At 38.6% G+C, this 18,471-nt stretch carries 16 protein-coding genes; 9 read left to right on the top strand and 7 right to left on the bottom strand.

Features of this window, described 5'->3' with window-relative positions; translation table 11 throughout:
• Nucleotides 1-78 precede the first annotated feature (78 nt).
• Nucleotides 79-1,053: an alpha/beta hydrolase gene (locus MTO68_RS17070; RefSeq protein WP_244013576.1), complete on the top strand. Its 975-nt coding sequence runs from the start codon at nucleotides 79-81 to the stop codon at nucleotides 1,051-1,053.
• A gap of 520 nt (nucleotides 1,054-1,573) precedes the next feature.
• Here the strand turns inward: MTO68_RS17070 and MTO68_RS17075 are convergent.
• The 3 genes from MTO68_RS17075 to MTO68_RS17085 form a co-directional block, all read right to left on the bottom strand.
• Complete coding sequence (locus MTO68_RS17075) at nucleotides 1,574-3,073, bottom strand: cation:proton antiporter (RefSeq protein WP_004717371.1); 1,500 nt, start codon at nucleotides 3,071-3,073, stop codon at nucleotides 1,574-1,576.
• A gap of 228 nt (nucleotides 3,074-3,301) precedes the next feature.
• Nucleotides 3,302-4,192: a neutral zinc metallopeptidase gene (locus MTO68_RS17080; RefSeq protein ID WP_244013578.1), complete on the bottom strand. Its 891-nt coding sequence runs from the start codon at nucleotides 4,190-4,192 to the stop codon at nucleotides 3,302-3,304.
• A gap of 52 nt (nucleotides 4,193-4,244) precedes the next feature.
• Nucleotides 4,245-5,171: a DUF808 domain-containing protein gene (locus MTO68_RS17085; protein WP_151956203.1), complete on the bottom strand. Its 927-nt coding sequence runs from the start codon at nucleotides 5,169-5,171 to the stop codon at nucleotides 4,245-4,247.
• A gap of 196 nt (nucleotides 5,172-5,367) precedes the next feature.
• Between MTO68_RS17085 and trpS the strand changes: the two genes are divergently transcribed.
• Nucleotides 5,368-6,381 (top strand): tryptophan--tRNA ligase, encoded by a 1,014-nt coding sequence (gene trpS / locus MTO68_RS17090; RefSeq protein ID WP_244013579.1) that lies wholly within the window; start codon nucleotides 5,368-5,370, stop codon nucleotides 6,379-6,381.
• 77 nt (nucleotides 6,382-6,458) lie between these two features.
• Here trpS and lysS read toward each other — a convergent pair whose 3' ends face one another.
• On the bottom strand, nucleotides 6,459-7,985 hold the full coding sequence (gene lysS, locus MTO68_RS17095; protein ID WP_056518084.1) for a lysine--tRNA ligase: 1,527 nt from the start codon (nucleotides 7,983-7,985) through the stop codon (nucleotides 6,459-6,461).
• A gap of 103 nt (nucleotides 7,986-8,088) precedes the next feature.
• Between lysS and MTO68_RS17100 the strand changes: the two genes are divergently transcribed.
• Nucleotides 8,089-8,805: a hypothetical protein gene (locus tag MTO68_RS17100; RefSeq protein ID WP_244013581.1), complete on the top strand. Its 717-nt coding sequence runs from the start codon at nucleotides 8,089-8,091 to the stop codon at nucleotides 8,803-8,805.
• Nucleotides 8,806-8,829: 24 nt separating this feature from the next.
• On the opposite strand, the gene MTO68_RS17105 is transcribed toward MTO68_RS17100, so the two are convergent.
• Nucleotides 8,830-9,273 (bottom strand): SRPBCC domain-containing protein, encoded by a 444-nt coding sequence (locus MTO68_RS17105; RefSeq protein WP_239045176.1) that lies wholly within the window; start codon nucleotides 9,271-9,273, stop codon nucleotides 8,830-8,832.
• Between the two features lie 321 nt (nucleotides 9,274-9,594).
• Between MTO68_RS17105 and MTO68_RS17110 the strand changes: the two genes are divergently transcribed.
• Nucleotides 9,595-10,098: a YqiA/YcfP family alpha/beta fold hydrolase gene (locus MTO68_RS17110; RefSeq protein WP_244015992.1), complete on the top strand. Its 504-nt coding sequence runs from the start codon at nucleotides 9,595-9,597 to the stop codon at nucleotides 10,096-10,098.
• 146 nt (nucleotides 10,099-10,244) lie between these two features.
• On the opposite strand, the gene MTO68_RS17115 is transcribed toward MTO68_RS17110, so the two are convergent.
• Nucleotides 10,245-10,790: an adenine phosphoribosyltransferase gene (locus MTO68_RS17115; protein WP_244013582.1), complete on the bottom strand. Its 546-nt coding sequence runs from the start codon at nucleotides 10,788-10,790 to the stop codon at nucleotides 10,245-10,247.
• Nucleotides 10,791-11,287: 497 nt separating this feature from the next.
• Here MTO68_RS17115 and rubA point away from each other — a divergent pair, with 497 nt between their 5' ends.
• The 5 genes from rubA (at nucleotide 11,288) to MTO68_RS17140 (ending at nucleotide 16,226) form a co-directional block, all read left to right on the top strand.
• Entirely contained in the window at nucleotides 11,288-11,452 is a 165-nt protein-coding gene (gene rubA / locus MTO68_RS17120; protein ID WP_004678010.1) for a rubredoxin RubA, read from the top strand.
• 105 nt (nucleotides 11,453-11,557) lie between these two features.
• Entirely contained in the window at nucleotides 11,558-12,748 is a 1,191-nt protein-coding gene (locus MTO68_RS17125; RefSeq protein ID WP_244013584.1) for an FAD-dependent oxidoreductase, read from the top strand.
• Nucleotides 12,749-12,806: 58 nt separating this feature from the next.
• A complete protein-coding gene (gene estB / locus MTO68_RS17130; protein WP_004823254.1) occupies nucleotides 12,807-13,745 on the top strand; it encodes an esterase EstB in 939 nt (312 codons plus the stop codon).
• Nucleotides 13,746-13,758: 13 nt separating this feature from the next.
• Nucleotides 13,759-14,664 (top strand): LysR family transcriptional regulator OxyR, encoded by a 906-nt coding sequence (gene oxyR / locus MTO68_RS17135; protein WP_244013586.1) that lies wholly within the window; start codon nucleotides 13,759-13,761, stop codon nucleotides 14,662-14,664.
• A gap of 347 nt (nucleotides 14,665-15,011) precedes the next feature.
• A complete protein-coding gene (locus MTO68_RS17140) occupies nucleotides 15,012-16,226 on the top strand; it encodes a TCR/Tet family MFS transporter (RefSeq protein WP_244013588.1) in 1,215 nt (404 codons plus the stop codon).
• A 160-nt stretch (nucleotides 16,227-16,386) separates the two neighbouring features.
• On the opposite strand, the gene ppk1 is transcribed toward MTO68_RS17140, so the two are convergent.
• Nucleotides 16,387-18,471: a polyphosphate kinase 1 gene (gene ppk1, locus MTO68_RS17145; RefSeq protein WP_004823258.1), complete on the bottom strand. Its 2,085-nt coding sequence runs from the start codon at nucleotides 18,469-18,471 to the stop codon at nucleotides 16,387-16,389.

Below are 18,471 nucleotides of genomic sequence, written 5' to 3' on the forward strand. Positions count from 1 at the left end.
TTTTAGGCAAATGTAATTTGACTGTACATAATCTAATCTTAAATCGTACCTCAAATACAACAACAAGAGTATTCAAAGATGAAAGGAATCTTCAACAAACTGATTTTATCGACGGCATTGGCAATGGGTTCTGTGGTAACAGTGGGCTTATCGACCACAAGCTATGCTGCTCCAGCGATTGACATTCAAAGTGTACTTCAACAAGAACGTGCATGGGCGGGCATGGAAACCAAACGTGTAAAAGTCGGTGATATTGATTGGGCCTATAGTGAAGGCGGAGCAGCTGGCAAACCTACCATTATGCTCGTTCATGGCCTAGCTGGAAGTCGCGACAACTGGAATCGTGTGGCACGTTACTTAACGCCTTATTACCATGTGATTATTCCAGATCTTCCTGGTCAAGGTGACAGTAAAGTCCCTAACGATTTTGATTATTCATTGCCCAATCTCACTGAAAAATTACGTCGTTTTGCTGAAGCCATTAAAGTAGACAATGGCTTAAATGTCGCTGGTCACTCGATGGGTGGTTCGATTTCCTTACTTTACGCAGCACAATACCCTGTTGATACCAAATCTTTATTTTTAATTGATAGTGCAGGTGTATTTAAATCTGCCAATACTCCTTATTTAAAAGATCCGACAACTTTACGTAATATGATTGTCAGCAAACCTGGCGATTTTGATCGTTTAATGAAAATTGCAACCAGTCTACCGCCTTTCATTCCTAAAGAATTAAAAGATGCTCAAGAGAAATTGATGATCAGCCAATCGGCAAACACCACCAAATTGGTTGAGCAACTGATTGTGATGTCTAAATTATTTACCCCAGATTCTTTTGCCATTGCAGCACGTTCGATTGACCAGCCGGTATTGATTGCATGGGGAGATAAAGACCAAATTATCAATGTTGAAGCTGCGGCTGAACTCAAAGGCTTATTGAAAAATGCACAAGAGCCAATCATTCTAAAAGGAGTCGGGCATTTACCGATTTTAGAACAAGAACAACTTTTGGTGAAACCTTACCTCGATTTCTTAGGCAAAAACGCAAAATAACAGCTCCAATAAAAAAGCCAGTATTGTTACTGGCTTTTTTATTGCGACAACGTTTAAGAATATTGAAGTTTCATAGTCAAACTATCTAATTATTCATACGACTGATGTGCATCAAGTCATTGATCAGAAATGAAGCTGATGTTTTTGTATGAACTTTTATAAACTGTTGGTTATCAATTCACTGTTTGAAAGTTTGAATTCTAGATGGTGATCCTACCGTGTGGCGACATGGATGTCGCCGTTGGGCGGGGGTACAGGACGTACCCCTCGCCCAATAGAAGATTTTTGTCACTTTTCATCTCTGAAAAGTGAGGCATCGCCTACGCAAAGGGATTTAAACTTTTAATGTAAGCTGTGGCATTGCAAGCTTTTTTACAATCAACAATTTACCTCCATCCAATTGATTTAATTAAAATATTAATTAAGATAAATTATATTCTTGTGCCTGATATTTTTGACAGGTTGATTATAGCTTCTTAATTTTATACCTTAACTATTCATTTGACTGAATGCACTGCATTTAGAAGTTACCAGGATTTTCCAATCGCTTCATTTCCTGCGCTTTTTCAGGATGATGTACAGAGGCCACACCATCTGCAGCTTTCTTGTCAACCAACGCTTCTGGGTTATAAATGGTGATGGTTTCATGCCCTTCGTTATCTTCACCCACAATATATTTGATGCCTTTACGGTTCATCTTATTGCACATGCGCTGATACCAACCTTTGAAACCTTGGGTTTCTTCATTTGGATTGTAATAAAAGGCATTCATGACTGCAGGTAAACCCAAACCACAGACGACACCTGAAAGTAATACGCTGATAAAGGTATAACCAATTAGAATACTACTGTAGTCACGTAACTCAGGGACGTTTGCCACAGCAAGAATCAGTGCAAGTGAAATCCCCCCACGAACCCCTCCCCAAGAAAGAATAGCCAGACTACCGTTATAGCTTTTTTTGCGGAATGATGGGAAAAATGCAAAAGCTAAATAATTTGCAGCAAAACGAGAGAGATGCAAGGCAAAGAAAGCAAAAATACCACCAAGAATCAGACTTGTGCTTAAATCTAAAATAAAGATTTCTAGACCAATCAAGGTAAAGAGAAAAGAGTTAATAATCCCTTCTACTGTATGCCAAAAATGATTGACCTCACGAATTTCACGATCCTGTAAAATTTCTTTCCATTTATTACCGACAATTAAACCACCGATCACACAGGCAATCGGAGCGGATGCATGGGCAAATAATGCAACCAGATAAGAACCACATGCCAATAATGCAGTGGTAAGAATCAAGGACTCCATCTCATGTTTACCACGTAATAAACGCAAGATTCCCAGACCAAAAGCCCAACCAATAATCACCGCAACCACAATTTCATATAAGAAAGTTTGTAGTGTTGCAGCTAAACTAAAATGCTCTCCTTCAAGAACATTTAATAAAGTCATGAAAACGGCGATACACATTGCGTCATTAAATAAGGACTCACCTTCTAACTTAACAATCAGATGATGCGGCGCACGTACTGAACTAAGCACACCTTTGATCCCAATCGGGTCTGTCGCACCTAAGGCAGAACCCAGTAACAACAAAACTAAAATTGGAACGGGATTGCCAATCAAGAATTGGAAACCAAACACCAATCCTGCAAAAAATACAGCACAGAGCAGTAAAGCAATCGTTGCCAAGATACTGATCGGCTTCCAATAAACTTTTAAATCTGAAACCTTAAATTTAAGTGCTGAAGAAGTCAGAATGAAGCAAATGACACCATTGACTAAAAAATCATAAAAATCGACATGCCGTACAGCTTCTTCAATATTATGAATATTAATCGAGATAAATTGATTGCCATTGAGTAAGCTGGCACCCCATTGCAAAATAAAGACAAAAATTGCAGAAACAATGGGAACACCAATGGCTTGAGGGAAACCTAATATTCGCTTATTAAAAATTGTAGTCGCAATAGAAAGCGCAAAAATGACTGTAAAGACCTGAAGAAAGAAATAGTTACCCATCCGAAACCTGTTTTAGATTTTTAATTTAAATGCACATCAAACACTCAATCATTTTTTTATAAAATATAAAATAAGAGACCATTTAACAATCTAGATAATTGTACAAAAAAAACTGAAATATGATGATTACTGGTTATATTTTTTAACATAAAAAGCGCTTAAAAAAAATTGATTGAGAAAAAAAGAGAACATGATGTTCTCTTCTTTAACCCAACAATCTATAGCTGTCTATTTAAAGGTATCACACGCATTGATATCACCAGAGTTCATACCGATGTTAAACCATTGCATACGTTGCTGACTGGTGCCATGCGTAAAGCTGTCTGGTACCGCATAACCACGTGCTTTTTTCTGCAAGTAGTCATCACCAATTTTTTCAGCAGCATCCATCGCCTCTTCAATATCACCCTGTTCTAAAAACTGCGTGCGTTGTTGTGTACGATTGGCCCAAACCCCAGCCAAACAATCCGCTTGTAATTCTAAACGTACTGAAAGTTGATTGCCCTGAGTTTCACTGGCACGCTGGCGTGCTTGTTGAACCTGAGACGATATTCCCAATAAGTTTTGTACATGGTGCCCAACTTCATGCGCAATTACATAGGCTTGTGCAAAATCACCCGCTTCATCTTTAGCTGAAAGCTCGGATTGATTTTTTTCTCCAGAGATGCCCATCTGTTGGCGCATATCTTTAAAGAACTGGGTATCGATATACACTTTTTGATCTGCTGGGCAATAAAATGGCCCCATCGCAGATTGAGCCGTACCACAGCCTGATTGTATCGCACCACTAAACATTACCAGTTTAGGTGAAACGTACTGTACACCTTGTTGTTGGAAAATCGGTTTCCAAGTATCTTCGGTATCTGCCAAAACGGTTTTAACAAAAGATGCCGTTTCCTGCTGTTCAGGGGTTAAATTTGTGGGTTCAGAATTTTGACTTGCTCCAGCCGAAGTCACCTGTTTGGTCGCTTGATAGGCTTGCTGTGGGTCAACACCAAAGAATTTCCATGCAACAAAAGCGACGATTAAGCCCAGGATACTAATCCCACCCGCTTTTACGCCACCACCGCCACGGCGATCTTCGACATTATCACTTTCTCTACGTCCTTTCCAACGCATAGATCGGTCCTTTTTATTTTAAATTGGCTATCGTTTAGGATGTGCTTTGCATTTAGGCTGTTGTTGATTTACCACGAACTTTTTGAATAAGTCCAACAACCAATACCACGGCTAAGCCTGCGACGATACCAATCAGTAAATTGATTAACGTTGGTGTTAATGCACCAATAACACTACCAACGGTTGGAATATGTTGAATATGATCAACGGCTTCTTCTGACCAATGATGCAAAGTTGAAACAGCATGGGTGATGATCCCCCCACCGACAAGGAACATTGCAATGGTTCCAACAATCGTTAATGTTTTCATTAACTTTGGTGCAAATACCAGTAAACCACGGCCAATGCTTTGTTTAACATTTGATGTTTGTTGGGTTAAGTACAAACCTAAATCATCAATCTTTACAATCATAGCGACAAAGCCATAGACACCGACGGTCATTAAAATTGCGATGACAGATAGCACCATCACTTTGGTACCAAATGTTGCAGCCGCAACAGTCCCTAAAGAAATCACCACAATTTCAGCAGAGAGAATAAAGTCTGTGCGTATCGCGCCTTTAATTTTATCTTTTTCAAATGTGGCTAAATCAGTTTCGATTTGTTCAAGTTCCTCTTGCGCAGCTTCACCGGTTTTGGCTTTTTTATGCTGCAAACTATGTAGAACTTTTTCAACACCTTCATAGCAAAGAAACAAACCACCAATCATCAGCAATGGGTTAATCAACCATGGTGCAACCACACTGATCAGCAAAGCCAAAGGCACTAAAATTAATTTATTGATAAATGAGCCCTTCGCGACACCCCATACCACAGGAAGCTCACGCTCTGCTCTTACACCACTCACTTGTTGTGCGTTCAGTGCTAAATCATCACCTAAAACACCCGCAGTTTTTTTAGCCGCCATTTTACTCATGACTGCAACATCATCGAGCACTGCTGCGATATCATCTAATAATATTAATAGACTACTTGCCATTTTTTATCCAAAATTTTAGTTATCCTGTCATTTTAAAGTGAAAATTCATTTTTCTATATAAAATTTTGTAGATTTTCACATTTATTGATAAAAATTGGTTCTACACCATTTTTCGCTGACATTAAAATAAATTATCTCGTACAATAGTGCCCATTCATAAAACACGACTGTCTATACAAAGACTTTGGAAGCGATAATGACGAATCAAGATAATCGTCCTGTGATTTTGACAGGCGACCGTCCTACTGGACAACTACATTTGGGACATTTTGTAGGTTCTTTGCGCTCACGAGTAGGCTTACAAGATTCTCATCATCAACACCTCCTTCTCGCAGATGCTCAGGCTTTAACAGATAATGCGGATAACTTTGAAAAAGTTCGTCGTAATATTCTTGAAGTAGCAACAGACTATTTAGCAGTCGGCATTGACCCAACAAAAACCACAATCTGTGTTCAATCTTGCTTACCCGCGTTGAATGAACTCACCATGTTGTATTTAAACTTTGTGACGGTTTCTCGTTTAGAACGTAATCCAACCATCAAAGCTGAAATTCAATTACGTGGTTTTGAGCGTGATATTCCAGCAGGTTTTCTTTGCTACCCTGTTGCACAAGCTGCCGATATTACTGCATTTAAAGCCACAGTCGTACCTGTTGGTGAAGACCAAATTCCAATGATCGAACAGACCAATGAAATTGTTCGTCGTTTAAACCGTCAAATTGGACAAGAGGTTTTACCTGAGTGTAAAGCGCTTTTATCCAATATGAGCCGTTTACCTGGCTTTGATGGTAAAGCCAAAATGTCGAAATCATTGGGCAATACCATCGTGTTAGATGCAACAGATAAAGACATCAAAAAAGCAGTCAATGCAATGTATACCGATCCAAACCATCTGCGTATTGAAGATCCAGGTCAGGTTGAAGGAAATATTGTCTTTACTTATTTAGATGCTTTTGATCCAAATAAAGAAGAAGTTGAAGAACTTAAAGCACATTATCGTCGTGGTGGTTTAGGCGATGGTACTGTGAAAAAACGTCTTGAAAGTGTGTTAAAAGAGTTGATTACACCAATCCGTGAACGTCGTATGGAACTAGCAAAAGATCCAGATTACATCATGGATATTTTAAAAACTGGTACGGAAAAATGCCGTATCATCACTCAAGATACTTTAGACGAAATCAAAAATGGTTTAGGCGTATTTCATTTCTAAAATGCGCTGATTATCTAAGTAAAAAAAGCCACTGAATTCAGTGGCTTTTTTTACAACATCTTTTATAACATCATAAATTAATTTTTATGACGCATATGTGGGAATAAGATCACATCGCGGATACTTGCTGCATTGGCAAATAACATCACTAAACGATCGATACCAATACCTTCACCTGCTGTAGGAGGTAAACCGTATTCTAATGCTTCAATAAAGTCAGCATCGAAATGCATTGCTTCATCATCGCCTGCATCTTTTTCGGCAACTTGCGCTTGGAAGCGTTCAGCTTGGTCAATTGGATCATTTAATTCCGAGAAACCATTTGCCAACTCACGACCACCGATAAAGAATTCGAAGCGGTCTGTGATATGTGGATTATCATCATTTCGGCGTGCTAACGGCGAAGTTTCCGCAGGATATTCTGTGATAAATGTCGGCTGACGTAATTGAGTTTCAACAGTTTCTTCAAATACGATGGTTTGTAGTCGACCTAAACCAAAACCTGGTTTAACTTGCTCTTTTAACTCTTCACGAATAAATGTTGCCAAGAATTCACGATCCGAAACATTTTCAGCAGTGAAATTTGGATTATGCTCAAGAATCGCATCAAACATCGAGATTTTCTTAAATGGACCTTTGAAGCTATACACTTCTTCACCATAAGGAACATCTGTTGAACCCAAGATGTCGATTGCTAATTTTTCAAGCATACCCTCTGTCAAAGCCATGAGATCTTTGTAATCAGCATAAGCTTGATAGAATTCAATCATGGTGAATTCTGGGTTATGACGCGTTGAAACACCTTCGTTACGGAAGTTACGGTTAATTTCAAATACACGCTCAAAACCACCAACAACCAAACGTTTTAAGTAAAGCTCAGGTGCAATACGCAAGAATAATGGCATATCTAATGCATTATGGTGTGTTTCAAATGGACGCGCTGACGCACCACCTGGAATCACATGCATCATCGGAGTTTCAACTTCCATAAAACGTTCATTGATGAGATAGTTGCGAATGCCTGACACAACTTTTGCACGAATTTCAAAAGTTTTACGTGTTTCTTCATTCACAATTAAGTCTAAATAACGTTTACGGTATTTTACTTCTGTGTCATTCAAACCATGAAACTTGTCTGGAAGTGGACGAAGCGATTTCGTCAATAATTCAAAATGTTCAATATGAACATATAAATCACCTTTGCCAGAACGACCGATATAACCTTGAACAGCAATAATATCGCCAAGATCTAGACTTTTCACCGTTTCTAGAACTTCAGGTGCAAGCTCTTTACGTGGCACATACAATTGAATACGGCCCGTCATGTCTTGAATCACGATAAATGAACCACGGTTCAACATCACACGACCCGCTACAGATACGTGAACTTGCTCGCCTGCTTCAATTTGTTCTTTAGATTGATCTGCAAATTGTTCTTGTAGATCTTGCGCATAATGCTCACGCTTAAATGTGTTTGGCCATGGGCTAACACCTATTTCCTTGGCGTGATCTTGAATTTGCTTTAACTTGGCATGACGCTGTGCAATTAAATCGTTTTCGGAAATGTGTTGTTCAGAAGTCGATTGAGCGTTATGTTGCGTCATCTCTGCCTCGATTATATTAAAAAACGGAAGTTGCATAGCATAGCAGATTTACAACATAATGCGTATGAATATAACTCTACGAACCATGTAAAAATTAAAAATCATGAATAAATACTGGCAAGGATTCGCCCAAAGTATCATTCTTTTCAATGTTTTGTGGTTTTCAACTGTGGTTGATGCCGAGCAAATCGTTGTTATGAGCAATACTCAAAAAGATCTTCCTATAAAAATTGAAAGCACCAATCTCAATAATCAAGATTATATTTGGCAATTAGAAATCGTTCCAAATCGAACCAGTTTACAAAGCCTAGTCAAATTAATGAATCCACACCCCACTCAAAAAGCACTCAATTTAAGGGCTTTAGAACTGGCAAAAAAACTCACTCTGGATCAATTACCACAAGTCAGTAATGATTTTAAAAATAAAACCCTCAATGTTGATGAACAAAACATCGCAAAAATAAAATATTATTATGGGAAATACATTCTGTTTATTAAATTTCCAACTCGCATCCAATACGCCATAAAACCCAACTTTTCACAAGTACAAAGCGCTTTAGAACCCTTTTGTGACCAAAGTAAGACACCATCTCAGAATAAAATTAAATTTGATCAACAAGGTAATATCTCGCTCTCAGCAAAATTTTTGGTAGATACACAAGGGCAAATCCTAAATATCCGTTACAGCCCTTTAATTCACGAACAAATGAAATCGATACTGCAACCTTTACTAGAAAAAATTCGCTTCCAACCACGTAATGAAAATGGTGTGGCAAAATCATTTTCTATTGAACAACCCCTGATTATTCAATGCCATTAAACAATAATGAAAGTGCTAAGTTTCTTAATGGTTTTGTTCAGCCAATGATTTGACTATGGCAAACCCTTGCTGGAAAGCACGATCCATCATGTCCTTATATTCCTCAGAGGTTTCTATTTCAGCAGATAATGTGGTTGTTGCACCCTGTTCATTTAAGAAATATTTTTCTAAAGAGCCACTCCAACTTTGAACATCTGCACTTGTTGAATCTAAAACACCATTTTTCAAAACACCCAAATGTTTAAATACCACTTTTTTAAACTGCTCCAACTCTACAATGGTGGCGACCATACCATTACCACTGGCATCCTGAAATAAGGTTTCCCCGCCAATTTTCCAGTCAGACTGCATTCGCGAAGTTTCCGAAAACGGTTGGGTCCATTTGGAATAAGTATGGGTATCCCACAGGATATTCCATACTGTTTGTGCATTCGCTTGAATGACAATGTCATAGCTTAAAGTCATCATTTCTTTCTCTTATTTTATTGATCCAATCTATAGCTTAGTACAATAAAAACCCAGAATGATTAATTTTTGTTAATAAAAATCCATCACCTAAAAAATTTAAACCTAAACATTCAATATGTTAAACAATAAATAACAAGCATATTGATCTGTTACACAACACTCTTAGACCAAAATCTAAGTTTTTAAAAAAGTGCAGCTAAGTAGAATATTTGAATATAAAAATAGTTAAATGGAAAATTTTAAATCCATTGATAACTTTTTCTAGCTTTGTTCAATTTCTACCTTTGCTCAATAAAGAAAGACCATATGAAAACGATAACAATGAAGAGTATTCATTCTAAAATCTTATTTTTACATGGACTAGATTCATCTAAAGAATCGACAAAATTCCATGCCATCAATGCTGAAAAAAAATATTGTATTAACGTGGATTATCGTAACCTTAACTACAAAACGGTTGAGTGTTTTTATCACGATATTATCGAAAAGATTAAACCCGATTTACTGGTAGGTCATAGTTTAGGGGGGTATTGGGCATTAAAAATGTCACAGCAACATCGAATTCCTGCAATCCTTGCCAATCCAAGCTTAAATCCAGATTTCCGTGAAGACTATGCAGCGATTGATGAACATGATTTAGACCATGACATTCCACAAATTGCTTATCTGGAACTGGGTGATGAGGTTTTAGATATGTATAAAGTGCTTGAACAACTAGAGTCATATATGCAGATTAAAGCTGTTGAAGGTGGACACCATCGTTTAGTCCAACCTGAAAACCTAAATCATTTAATTGAATATATGGAACAAACCTTTATTGCTTGAAATAAAATTTTCAAAGTACAGTTCGCTGCTCTCTAACTAAAAAAGCCTTGTATTTACAAGGCTTTTTTCACGACAAGACAGACAAACAAATGATTTAAGTATTTAATCACAAGCAGGTAGCCCGAAAACTTAACCTGTTATTGCCTTTAAGCAACCGCTTTTTCAACTGGCTTGGAATGCTCATCGAGCACTGACCAAATCTTTAAACCAAGATCTTGATGTAAATCAGGCAGGTCAAGAAAAATACTTGCACCCAATACCGTATGTTGGCATTTATGCATCAATTGATTGACAGCTTTTAAAGTACCACCTGTAGCCAATACATCATCTACAATAATCACTTTTTGTGCTGCGATATCCGCTGACATTTCCAAGCGATCTAAACCATATTCTAAGCTATAACCCACACCAACTACTGGAGGTGGCAACTTACCTGCTTTACGAACCAACAATAAGCCTTTGCCAGTACGTTGTGCCAATAAGCTGGCTAAAACGAAACCTCGTGCTTCAACTGCAACAAAACTATCCACGGCATCCAATTGCTCTACAGGAATACTTGCAATCAAGGCATCGGTTAACTCCACAAGATTGTTCATAAACAATGGGGTTAAATCATAAAAACAAATACCTGGTTTTGGGAAGTTTTGGACAGTACGAATACTTGACCACAAAGCAGTAGAAATGTTCATCATGGGAGGGAGATTTAAAAAAGATAAATAATACGTGAATTTTAACGTTTATTAGCCAAAATTGACAGCAGCCCGCTACCTGTTCAATATTAAAGTCACGCTAAGTTATTGAATTTATTAAGTCCATTTTCACACAAAATAATGGCTATAGAATGAGCTAATTTTAGCTTAATATTTTTGGCTAAAATATTCATCTAGACCTTTGTCTAAATTCAAATATTTTTAAACTTTTATAACAGCGCTCATCCCTTGTTATGACAGGATTGTAATTAAAATTGTCTGACAAAGTTGGCATAATAAACATCGCTTTTGTCCTGAGCTGCCATTCAGCTTTAAGATTAGTTAGATAAACTCCGATATTTACTTTACTTTAGATACAGAACTGCGTAAGAATTTAGAGGAATATGTACACATTTTATTTGCATATTATTTGAGTCAAGCAGCAGAAGGAATTTTACTGACAGAAAAAACAATGCATCTGTCAGATATCGGAGAATCAGATGAAGAAATATCAATGCATCGTTTGTGGTTGGATTTATGACGAAGCAGAAGGTTGGCCACAAGATGGCATCGCAGCAGGTACCAAGTGGGAAGACATTCCTGATGACTGGACATGCCCAGACTGCGGTGTTTCTAAAGCAGACTTTGAAATGGTAGAAATCTAAGATATTGCGTAAAGACCATGTTTACATGGTCTTTTTTACATTTATTTTCAACAATACAAAATTATTCAATTCACCTCTAAATTTGAAACAGGTATGGAGAAAGATATGCAACCGATCATCATCATAGGTTCTGGCATGGCGGGTTATACCCTTGCAAGAGAATTTCGTAAGTTAAACACCGAACAGGAATTGGTGATGATTTGCGCAGATGATGCGGTGAATTATGCAAAACCTACCCTATCTAATGCATTGGTTGGGAAAAAAGCACCTGAACAAATTGGTTTAGGCAATGCTGAAAAGATGAGTAGCCAACTGAACATGCGGATTGAAAAAGAAACATGGGTTAAAAGTATTGATGCAGAGAAACATGAATTAACCCTTGAAAAAGATGGACAATCTTCAACTCAAGGCTACTCAAAACTTATTCTCGCCGTGGGCGCAAATCCGATTCGATTAGCGATTGCTGGTGACGGAAGTGATGATATTCATGTGGTTAACTCACTGATTGACTATCGCGCATTCCGTGAAACTTTAGACAATTGCAGCACGGGTGAATGTGGCAACAAGCGTGTGGTGATTTTAGGTGCAGGCTTAATTGGTTGTGAATTTGCCAATGACTTACAAAATACTGGGCATCAGGTTACGGTGATCGACTTAGCACCACAGCCGTTAGGGCGTTTACTGCCTAATCATGTTGCACAAGCGTTTAAAGACAATCTTGAACAATCAGGAATTAAATTTGCCTTGGGCACCACTGTAGAAAAAGTTTCTAAATCTGAGCGTGGTTATATCGTTTCATTGGCCAGTGGTCAGTCCTTGCTCGCGGATGTTGTGCTTTCTGCGATTGGCTTACAACCTAATATTGCCTTGGCTAAAGCTACAGAAATCAACACCAGTCGTGGTGTGATTACCAATACCTTGCTCGAAACCAGTCAAGCAGATATTTTTGCCATCGGTGACTGTGCCGAAGTGAATGGTACACTCTTGCCATTTGTCATGCCAATCATGCAACAAGCGCGTGCATTGGCCAAAACCTTGAGTGGACAAACCACCACTGTACACTACCCTGCAATGCCAGTCGCGGTGAAAACCCCAGCTGCACCTTTGACTGTACTTCCTGCTCCAATTGATGTAGATGTTACATGGGAGAATGAAGAGTTTGAAGATGGGATGTTATCTAAAGCAACAGATGCTGAAGGTATCTTACGTGGTTTTGTATTGTTAGGTGCAACTGCTGGAAAACAGCGTTTAACATTAACAAAACTGGTTCCAGACTTGATTCCTGCATCGGTTTAAGGTTTTAATAGCAAGGATATTTTTTAATCAAAGAATATCCTTGCTTAGGAAAATAACAATGAATAGCGCACTTCAATTTCAAGTTTCACCTTATGCCTCGTTCATGAATGAAACCAAAGTCGATTTAGGTAATGGTATTCAACTTCATGTTGAAACTGGAGGGAATCCACAACACCCGACCATTCTGTTGATTATGGGTTTGGGTGCGCAAATGTTATTTTGGCCTGATTTTTTTTGTAAATCACTGATTGATCAAGGCTTTCATGTGATTCGCTTTGATAATCGTGATATTGGCTTATCTTCAAAAATTCGCCACCAAGGTCCACGTTTAAACTCTTATAAGCTGATGGGTCGCTTTGCTTTGGGCTTACCAAATGACGGCGCGCCTTATAACTTATTTGATATGGCGGATGATGTTGCATTATTGATTGATCGTTTAGGCATTGAAAAACCACATATTTTGGGTGCTTCAATGGGTGGTATGATTTCTCAAATTTTAGCAGCAAAATATCCTGAGAAAATTGATAAAGTCGGTTTACTCTTTACCAGTAATAATCAACCTTTGCTACCACCACCATTTCCAAAACAACTCTTTAGTCTTATTGGTAAACCTGAATCGCGTGATGAAGAAGGAATTGTGAATCATTCCTTGAAGGTTTTTCATATGATTGGTTCACCTGGTTATATCAACCAAGTTGAAGCAATTCAAACTGCACGTAAATTATATCGTCGTAGTTATCATCCAGCGGGTGTACTTCAACAGTTTTTAGCAATATTATGTACAGGTTCCTTACTTAAATTGGATAAGCAGATCAAAAAGCCAACTTTAGTGTTACATGGCTCTAAAGATCGGTTACTACCTCCAAGTCATGGTAAGGCTGTTGCTAAAGCAATTTCAGGCGCTAAATTTGAATTAATTGAGGGAATGGGGCATGATATCCCACCGCATTTTGTTCCTCAACTTAGCGGGTTATTTGCACATCATTTTAAATCATAAGCATTAGGACACTATGGCTGCATTACCATCCCTAAGACAGTTGTCATATTTAGTGACATTGTCTGAGACGCTGCACTTCACTGAAGCAGCGCGCCGTTCGTTTGTAACTCAATCTACTTTATCTGGTGGAATCATGGAGTTAGAACGTTTATTGGGTGGCGTACTCGTAGAACGTGATCGCCAAAACGTACGTTTAACTCCTCTAGGTGAGCAAGTTGTTGCCCGAGCCCGTGTTCTACTCGCCGATGCTCAGGACTTGATGCGGTTAAGTCGAGAAATGAGTGAACCGTTAACTGGTGATTTGCATTTAGGGATTATTCCAACCATCGCCCCTTTCATTTTGTCGCAGCTTTTGGAAGAAGTGCATAAACAACTTCCAAAAATTCAGTTGCATCTGCATGAAGCACAAAGTGAAAAAATTGTTGAAAAACTTGAGCATGGCAATTTAGATGTGATCATGCTGGCTTTACCATTCGACACACGTGGTTTGAAAGTTGCTGAAATTGCGAAAGAAGATTTATTCTTAGTCTGCAATAAAGCAGATCAAAATGCGATGAATGCAAGAAGCTTAGATGATTTAGATCTTTCTCATCTTATGCTCCTTGAAGAAGGTCATTGCCTACGTGATCATACCTTAAGTGTTTGCCCAATCGGTGAGCGTAAAAATGATCACCGTTTAAAAGCGAGCTCATTGCCAACTTTAGTGGAAATGGTCAGTTCAAACTTAGGCTATACACTGCTTCCTCAGATTGCAATTCATGCACATATGCTGAAAAACAATGATCAGATTGTGGTTAAACCTATTGAGAATGCACCATCACGCACTTTGGCTTTAGTTACACGTAAAAGTACACCACTACAAAGTGAATTTGATGTGTTGGTACAAATTCTTCAAAAAATTACGCCAAATTTACGTTAATTTTCCAATACTAAAAAGGAGTCATGATTGACTCCTTTTTTATTGAATATCTAAAAAGTCTATAGATCACCTCAGCATAAGCATAATTAAAACGATCTTGTTTTTACTGGATCAAGCATGATAATATTTGACCAGTACAAAATACTCGCTTATTTTTGTATGTATTGTTACGATAAAAATCGCGAAAAATCGACCTATCCTCAGCTTGTTTTTTCAAAGCATGCATCCATCTCGTCGACACATATCCAATCCTTTGCATTGGTCAGCGTTCCATAGGGCTTGAATCTTCCAAGCATCGTTAACAGGTTTCCACAGTTTTCTGTGCCTGAATTTTCGATAGGACGCGTATGAACCGACCTTTATATATTATTTTTTCAACGATTGTCTTAGATGCAATTGGCATTGGCATCGTATTCCCTCTGCTTCCCTCACTACTGAAAGACCTGAGCCATCAGCATAATGTTGCCTTGTTAATGGGGGTTTTCCTAAGCCTGTATGCGCTTATGCAATTTATTTTCTCCCCGATCTTAGGTGCTTTGAGTGACCGTATCGGTCGAAGACCTGTTCTGCTGATTTCACTTGCGGGTTCTGCAATCAACTATTTTTTTCTTGCTTGCTCACCCTCTCTTATCTTGCTGTTCATTGGACGGATCATTGCTGGAATAAGTAGTGCCAATATGCCCGTGGCTTCAGCCTATATCGTTGATACCACGTCAGAAGAAAATCGAGCAAAATACTTCGGTTTAATGAGTGCCATGTTTGGTATTGGATTTATTATCGGTCCTATACTCGGTGGATTATTGGGCGGGTATTGGTTACGGCTACCTTTTTTCGTTGCGGCAATTTTAACAACAGTTAACTTGCTTATCGCATTCTGGCTACTCCCTGAATCCCGAAGTAACAATCCACTCCTAGTCCCCCCTCAAGCTTCTATTTCGCAACGTTCGAGTTTAAAAATAAATCCCTTGAAAAGTTTTGGTTTTATCCTTGCTCAAAAAGGTATATTGCCGATTTTGCTGATATTTTTTCTGTTTAGCGCCTGCGGTGAAGCTTATGGTGTCTGCTGGGCACTTTGGGGACACGATACCTTTAAATGGAATACATTTTGGGTTGGTCTTTCTTTAGGCACTTTTGGTTTATGCCAAGTACTGGTTCAGTCATTTATACCGCAACATGCCGTCCGATATTTTGGTGAAAGAAATACCGTGCTGATCGGTCTGGCATGTATATGTATGGCATTAATCATCATGGCTTTTACCCAACACGCTTGGATCATTTTTGCAATAATGCCAATCTTTGCCCTAGGAAGTATCGGCACTCCTGCACTACAAGCTGTTGTTTCACAAAAAATCCCAGCTGCACAGCAAGGACAATTTCAAGGTGTTATCGCCTCAACCATTAGTTTGGCCTCGATTATTGCCCCATTGTTATTCTCTACACTTTTCTTTCATTTCCAAACACAATGGACTGGCGCTATATGGTTGGTTGTCGCGATGATTTATTTAAGTGCATTACCTGCAATTTTATCAAGTTTAAAACCACAACAGCTTAAGTCATCCTAGTATTTAAGAACTTCTATGCTTTATTAGAAGCGTTGATTGCTGATTTAATAAACTTAAATCTATAGCAACCAAGTCATTCAATTTCATTAAAATCCGATTGATTGATACAAAAAAGCCCGATTAATTTTAATCGGGCTTAAGACAATCAAATTATCTTGGCTTAACCATTTACAAAGTGCTCAAGCAAAGTTTGTTGTGCATTGTAAATTGCCTCGCCTTCTTTAGGTTGCACACGAGTCCAAGTACCATCGCCTTGCAACAGCCAAGCGCGGATATTGTCTTTTAAGTAGTTGACTAAACCTTGCTGGTAAATACGTTTTTTTAATGCTGGATCTTCAATCGGGAAGCACACTTCTACACGATTAAATAAATTACGATCCATCCAGTCTGCACTTGAACAGTAAATACGTGGATTGCCATTATTTCCGAAATAATAAACACGGGTATGTTCTAAGAAACGCCCGACAATTGAACGTACTCGAATATTTTCAGACAGGTTTGGCAACCCAGGACGTAAACAGCAAATTGAACGAATAATCAGATCAATTTGCACGCCTGCTTGCGAAGCTTCATATAATTTATTGATCAATTGAACTTCAGTTAACGCGTTAACCTTCACAATAATTTGCGCAGGTTTACCCGCTTTGGCATTGGCAATTTCATCATCAATGAAAGCAATTAACTGAGCATGTAGCGTAAACGGCGCATGTAACAGTTTTTTCAACTTCGCCATTTTGCCCATACCGGTCAATTCTTGGAAAATACGATGTACATCTTCGCAAAGCTCTTTATCTGTAGTGAGCAGCCCATAATCAGTATAGATACGTGCATTCGTTGCATGGTAGTTACCCGTACCCAAATGCACATAACGTACTAACTTATTATTCTCACGGCGTACCACCAAGATCATTTTGGCATGGGTTTTATAGCCCACGATGCCATAAACCACAACAGCGCCTGCTTCTTGTAATACATTGGCAACGGCGATATTCGATTCTTCATCAAAACGCGCCCGTAACTCAATCACAGCGGTGACTTCTTTACCATTACGTGCCGCTTCTGCAAGTACCTGAACAATTTCAGAGTCAGCACCACTACGATATAAGGTTTGTTTGATGGCTAACACTTGGGGATCACGTGCAGCTTCACGCAACAAGTTAATAACTGGTGCAAATGATTCAAATGGATGGTGTAAAAGAATGTCTTGTTTTTGCATTGCTGAAAAAATATTTTCAGACTTTTTCAATACTTTTGGAATCGCGGGTACATGCGAGTCATAGCGCATATGTGGACGTTTAAAATTTGACACAAGACGTGCCAGATTTACCGGCCCATCCACTTTATAAAGTTGTTCTTGTTCTAGATCAAATTCTTCAAGCAAATATTCATAAATATGTTTTGGACAGTTTTCTGTCACTTCTAAACGTACTGCACGACCAAAACGACGTGAACTCAATTCGCCTTTCAATGCTTTGGCTAAGTCTTCTACATCTTCATTCAACGCCAAATCTGCATTACGTGTAACACGGAACTGATAACAACCTGTAGCTGTCATCCCTGGGAACAAATCCGATACATGCTCATGAATAATCGCAGACAACATCACAAAATGTTCTTTGCCGCCTGTAAGCTCATCAGGTAAACGCACTACACGCGGAAGCGAACGTGGCGCTGGTACAACTGCTAAATCAATTTGTCGACCAAATGCGTCTTTCCCTTCTAGAGTCACAATAAAGTTTAAGCTTTTATTGACCAATCGTGGGAATGGATGTGCAGGATCAAGGCTAATGGGAGTAAGCACTGGTGCAACTTGTTCTTGGAAATATTTTTTAATCCACACAGACTGTGCAGGCGTTAACTCGCCACGACGTAAAAAGCAAATGTCTTCTTCACGTAACTTAGGAAAAATTTCCTCATTGAGGATGCGATACTGACGCTCAATCGCTTCATGTGCAGTTTTAGAGATTTGGTCTAAGACTTGTTTTGGCGTCAAGCCATCTGGTGAACGACTTTCATTCCCTAAAGTTAATTGCTCCATCATTCCTGCAACACGGATTTCAAAAAATTCATCCATATTACGAGAAAAGATCAATAAGAAATTCATACGTTCAAGCAAGGGATGTAAAGGATCAACAGCTTGCTCTAAAACACGTAAATGGAAATCTAAAATTGAAAGCTCACGATTTATATATCGTTCATTATAAGAATATTCTGTAGGCGTTGTTGTCGTCACTGCGGTATTCAT

Source organism: Acinetobacter sp. NyZ410 (genome assembly GCF_022828975.1).
GTDB classification, from domain to species: domain Bacteria; phylum Pseudomonadota; class Gammaproteobacteria; order Pseudomonadales; family Moraxellaceae; genus Acinetobacter; species Acinetobacter guillouiae.

Coding starts and splice junctions, on each gene's coding strand:
- MTO68_RS17070 (WP_244013576.1), top strand. CDS start 79: ATGAAAGGAATCTTCAACAAACTGATTTTATCGACGGCATTGGCAATG.
- MTO68_RS17075 (WP_004717371.1), bottom strand. CDS start 3,073: ATGGGTAACTATTTCTTTCTTCAGGTCTTTACAGTCATTTTTGCGCTT.
- MTO68_RS17080 (WP_244013578.1), bottom strand. CDS start 4,192: ATGCGTTGGAAAGGACGTAGAGAAAGTGATAATGTCGAAGATCGCCGT.
- MTO68_RS17085 (WP_151956203.1), bottom strand. CDS start 5,171: ATGGCAAGTAGTCTATTAATATTATTAGATGATATCGCAGCAGTGCTC.
- trpS (WP_244013579.1), top strand. CDS start 5,368: ATGACGAATCAAGATAATCGTCCTGTGATTTTGACAGGCGACCGTCCT.
- lysS (WP_056518084.1), bottom strand. CDS start 7,985: ATGACGCAACATAACGCTCAATCGACTTCTGAACAACACATTTCCGAA.
- MTO68_RS17100 (WP_244013581.1), top strand. CDS start 8,089: ATGAATAAATACTGGCAAGGATTCGCCCAAAGTATCATTCTTTTCAAT.
- MTO68_RS17105 (WP_239045176.1), bottom strand. CDS start 9,273: ATGATGACTTTAAGCTATGACATTGTCATTCAAGCGAATGCACAAACA.
- MTO68_RS17110 (WP_244015992.1), top strand. CDS start 9,595: ATGAAGAGTATTCATTCTAAAATCTTATTTTTACATGGACTAGATTCA.
- MTO68_RS17115 (WP_244013582.1), bottom strand. CDS start 10,790: ATGATGAACATTTCTACTGCTTTGTGGTCAAGTATTCGTACTGTCCAA.
- rubA (WP_004678010.1), top strand. CDS start 11,288: ATGAAGAAATATCAATGCATCGTTTGTGGTTGGATTTATGACGAAGCA.
- MTO68_RS17125 (WP_244013584.1), top strand. CDS start 11,558: ATGCAACCGATCATCATCATAGGTTCTGGCATGGCGGGTTATACCCTT.
- estB (WP_004823254.1), top strand. CDS start 12,807: ATGAATAGCGCACTTCAATTTCAAGTTTCACCTTATGCCTCGTTCATG.
- oxyR (WP_244013586.1), top strand. CDS start 13,759: ATGGCTGCATTACCATCCCTAAGACAGTTGTCATATTTAGTGACATTG.
- MTO68_RS17140 (WP_244013588.1), top strand. CDS start 15,012: ATGAACCGACCTTTATATATTATTTTTTCAACGATTGTCTTAGATGCA.
- ppk1 (WP_004823258.1), bottom strand. CDS start 18,471: ATGAATACCGCAGTGACGACAACAACGCCTACAGAATATTCTTATAAT.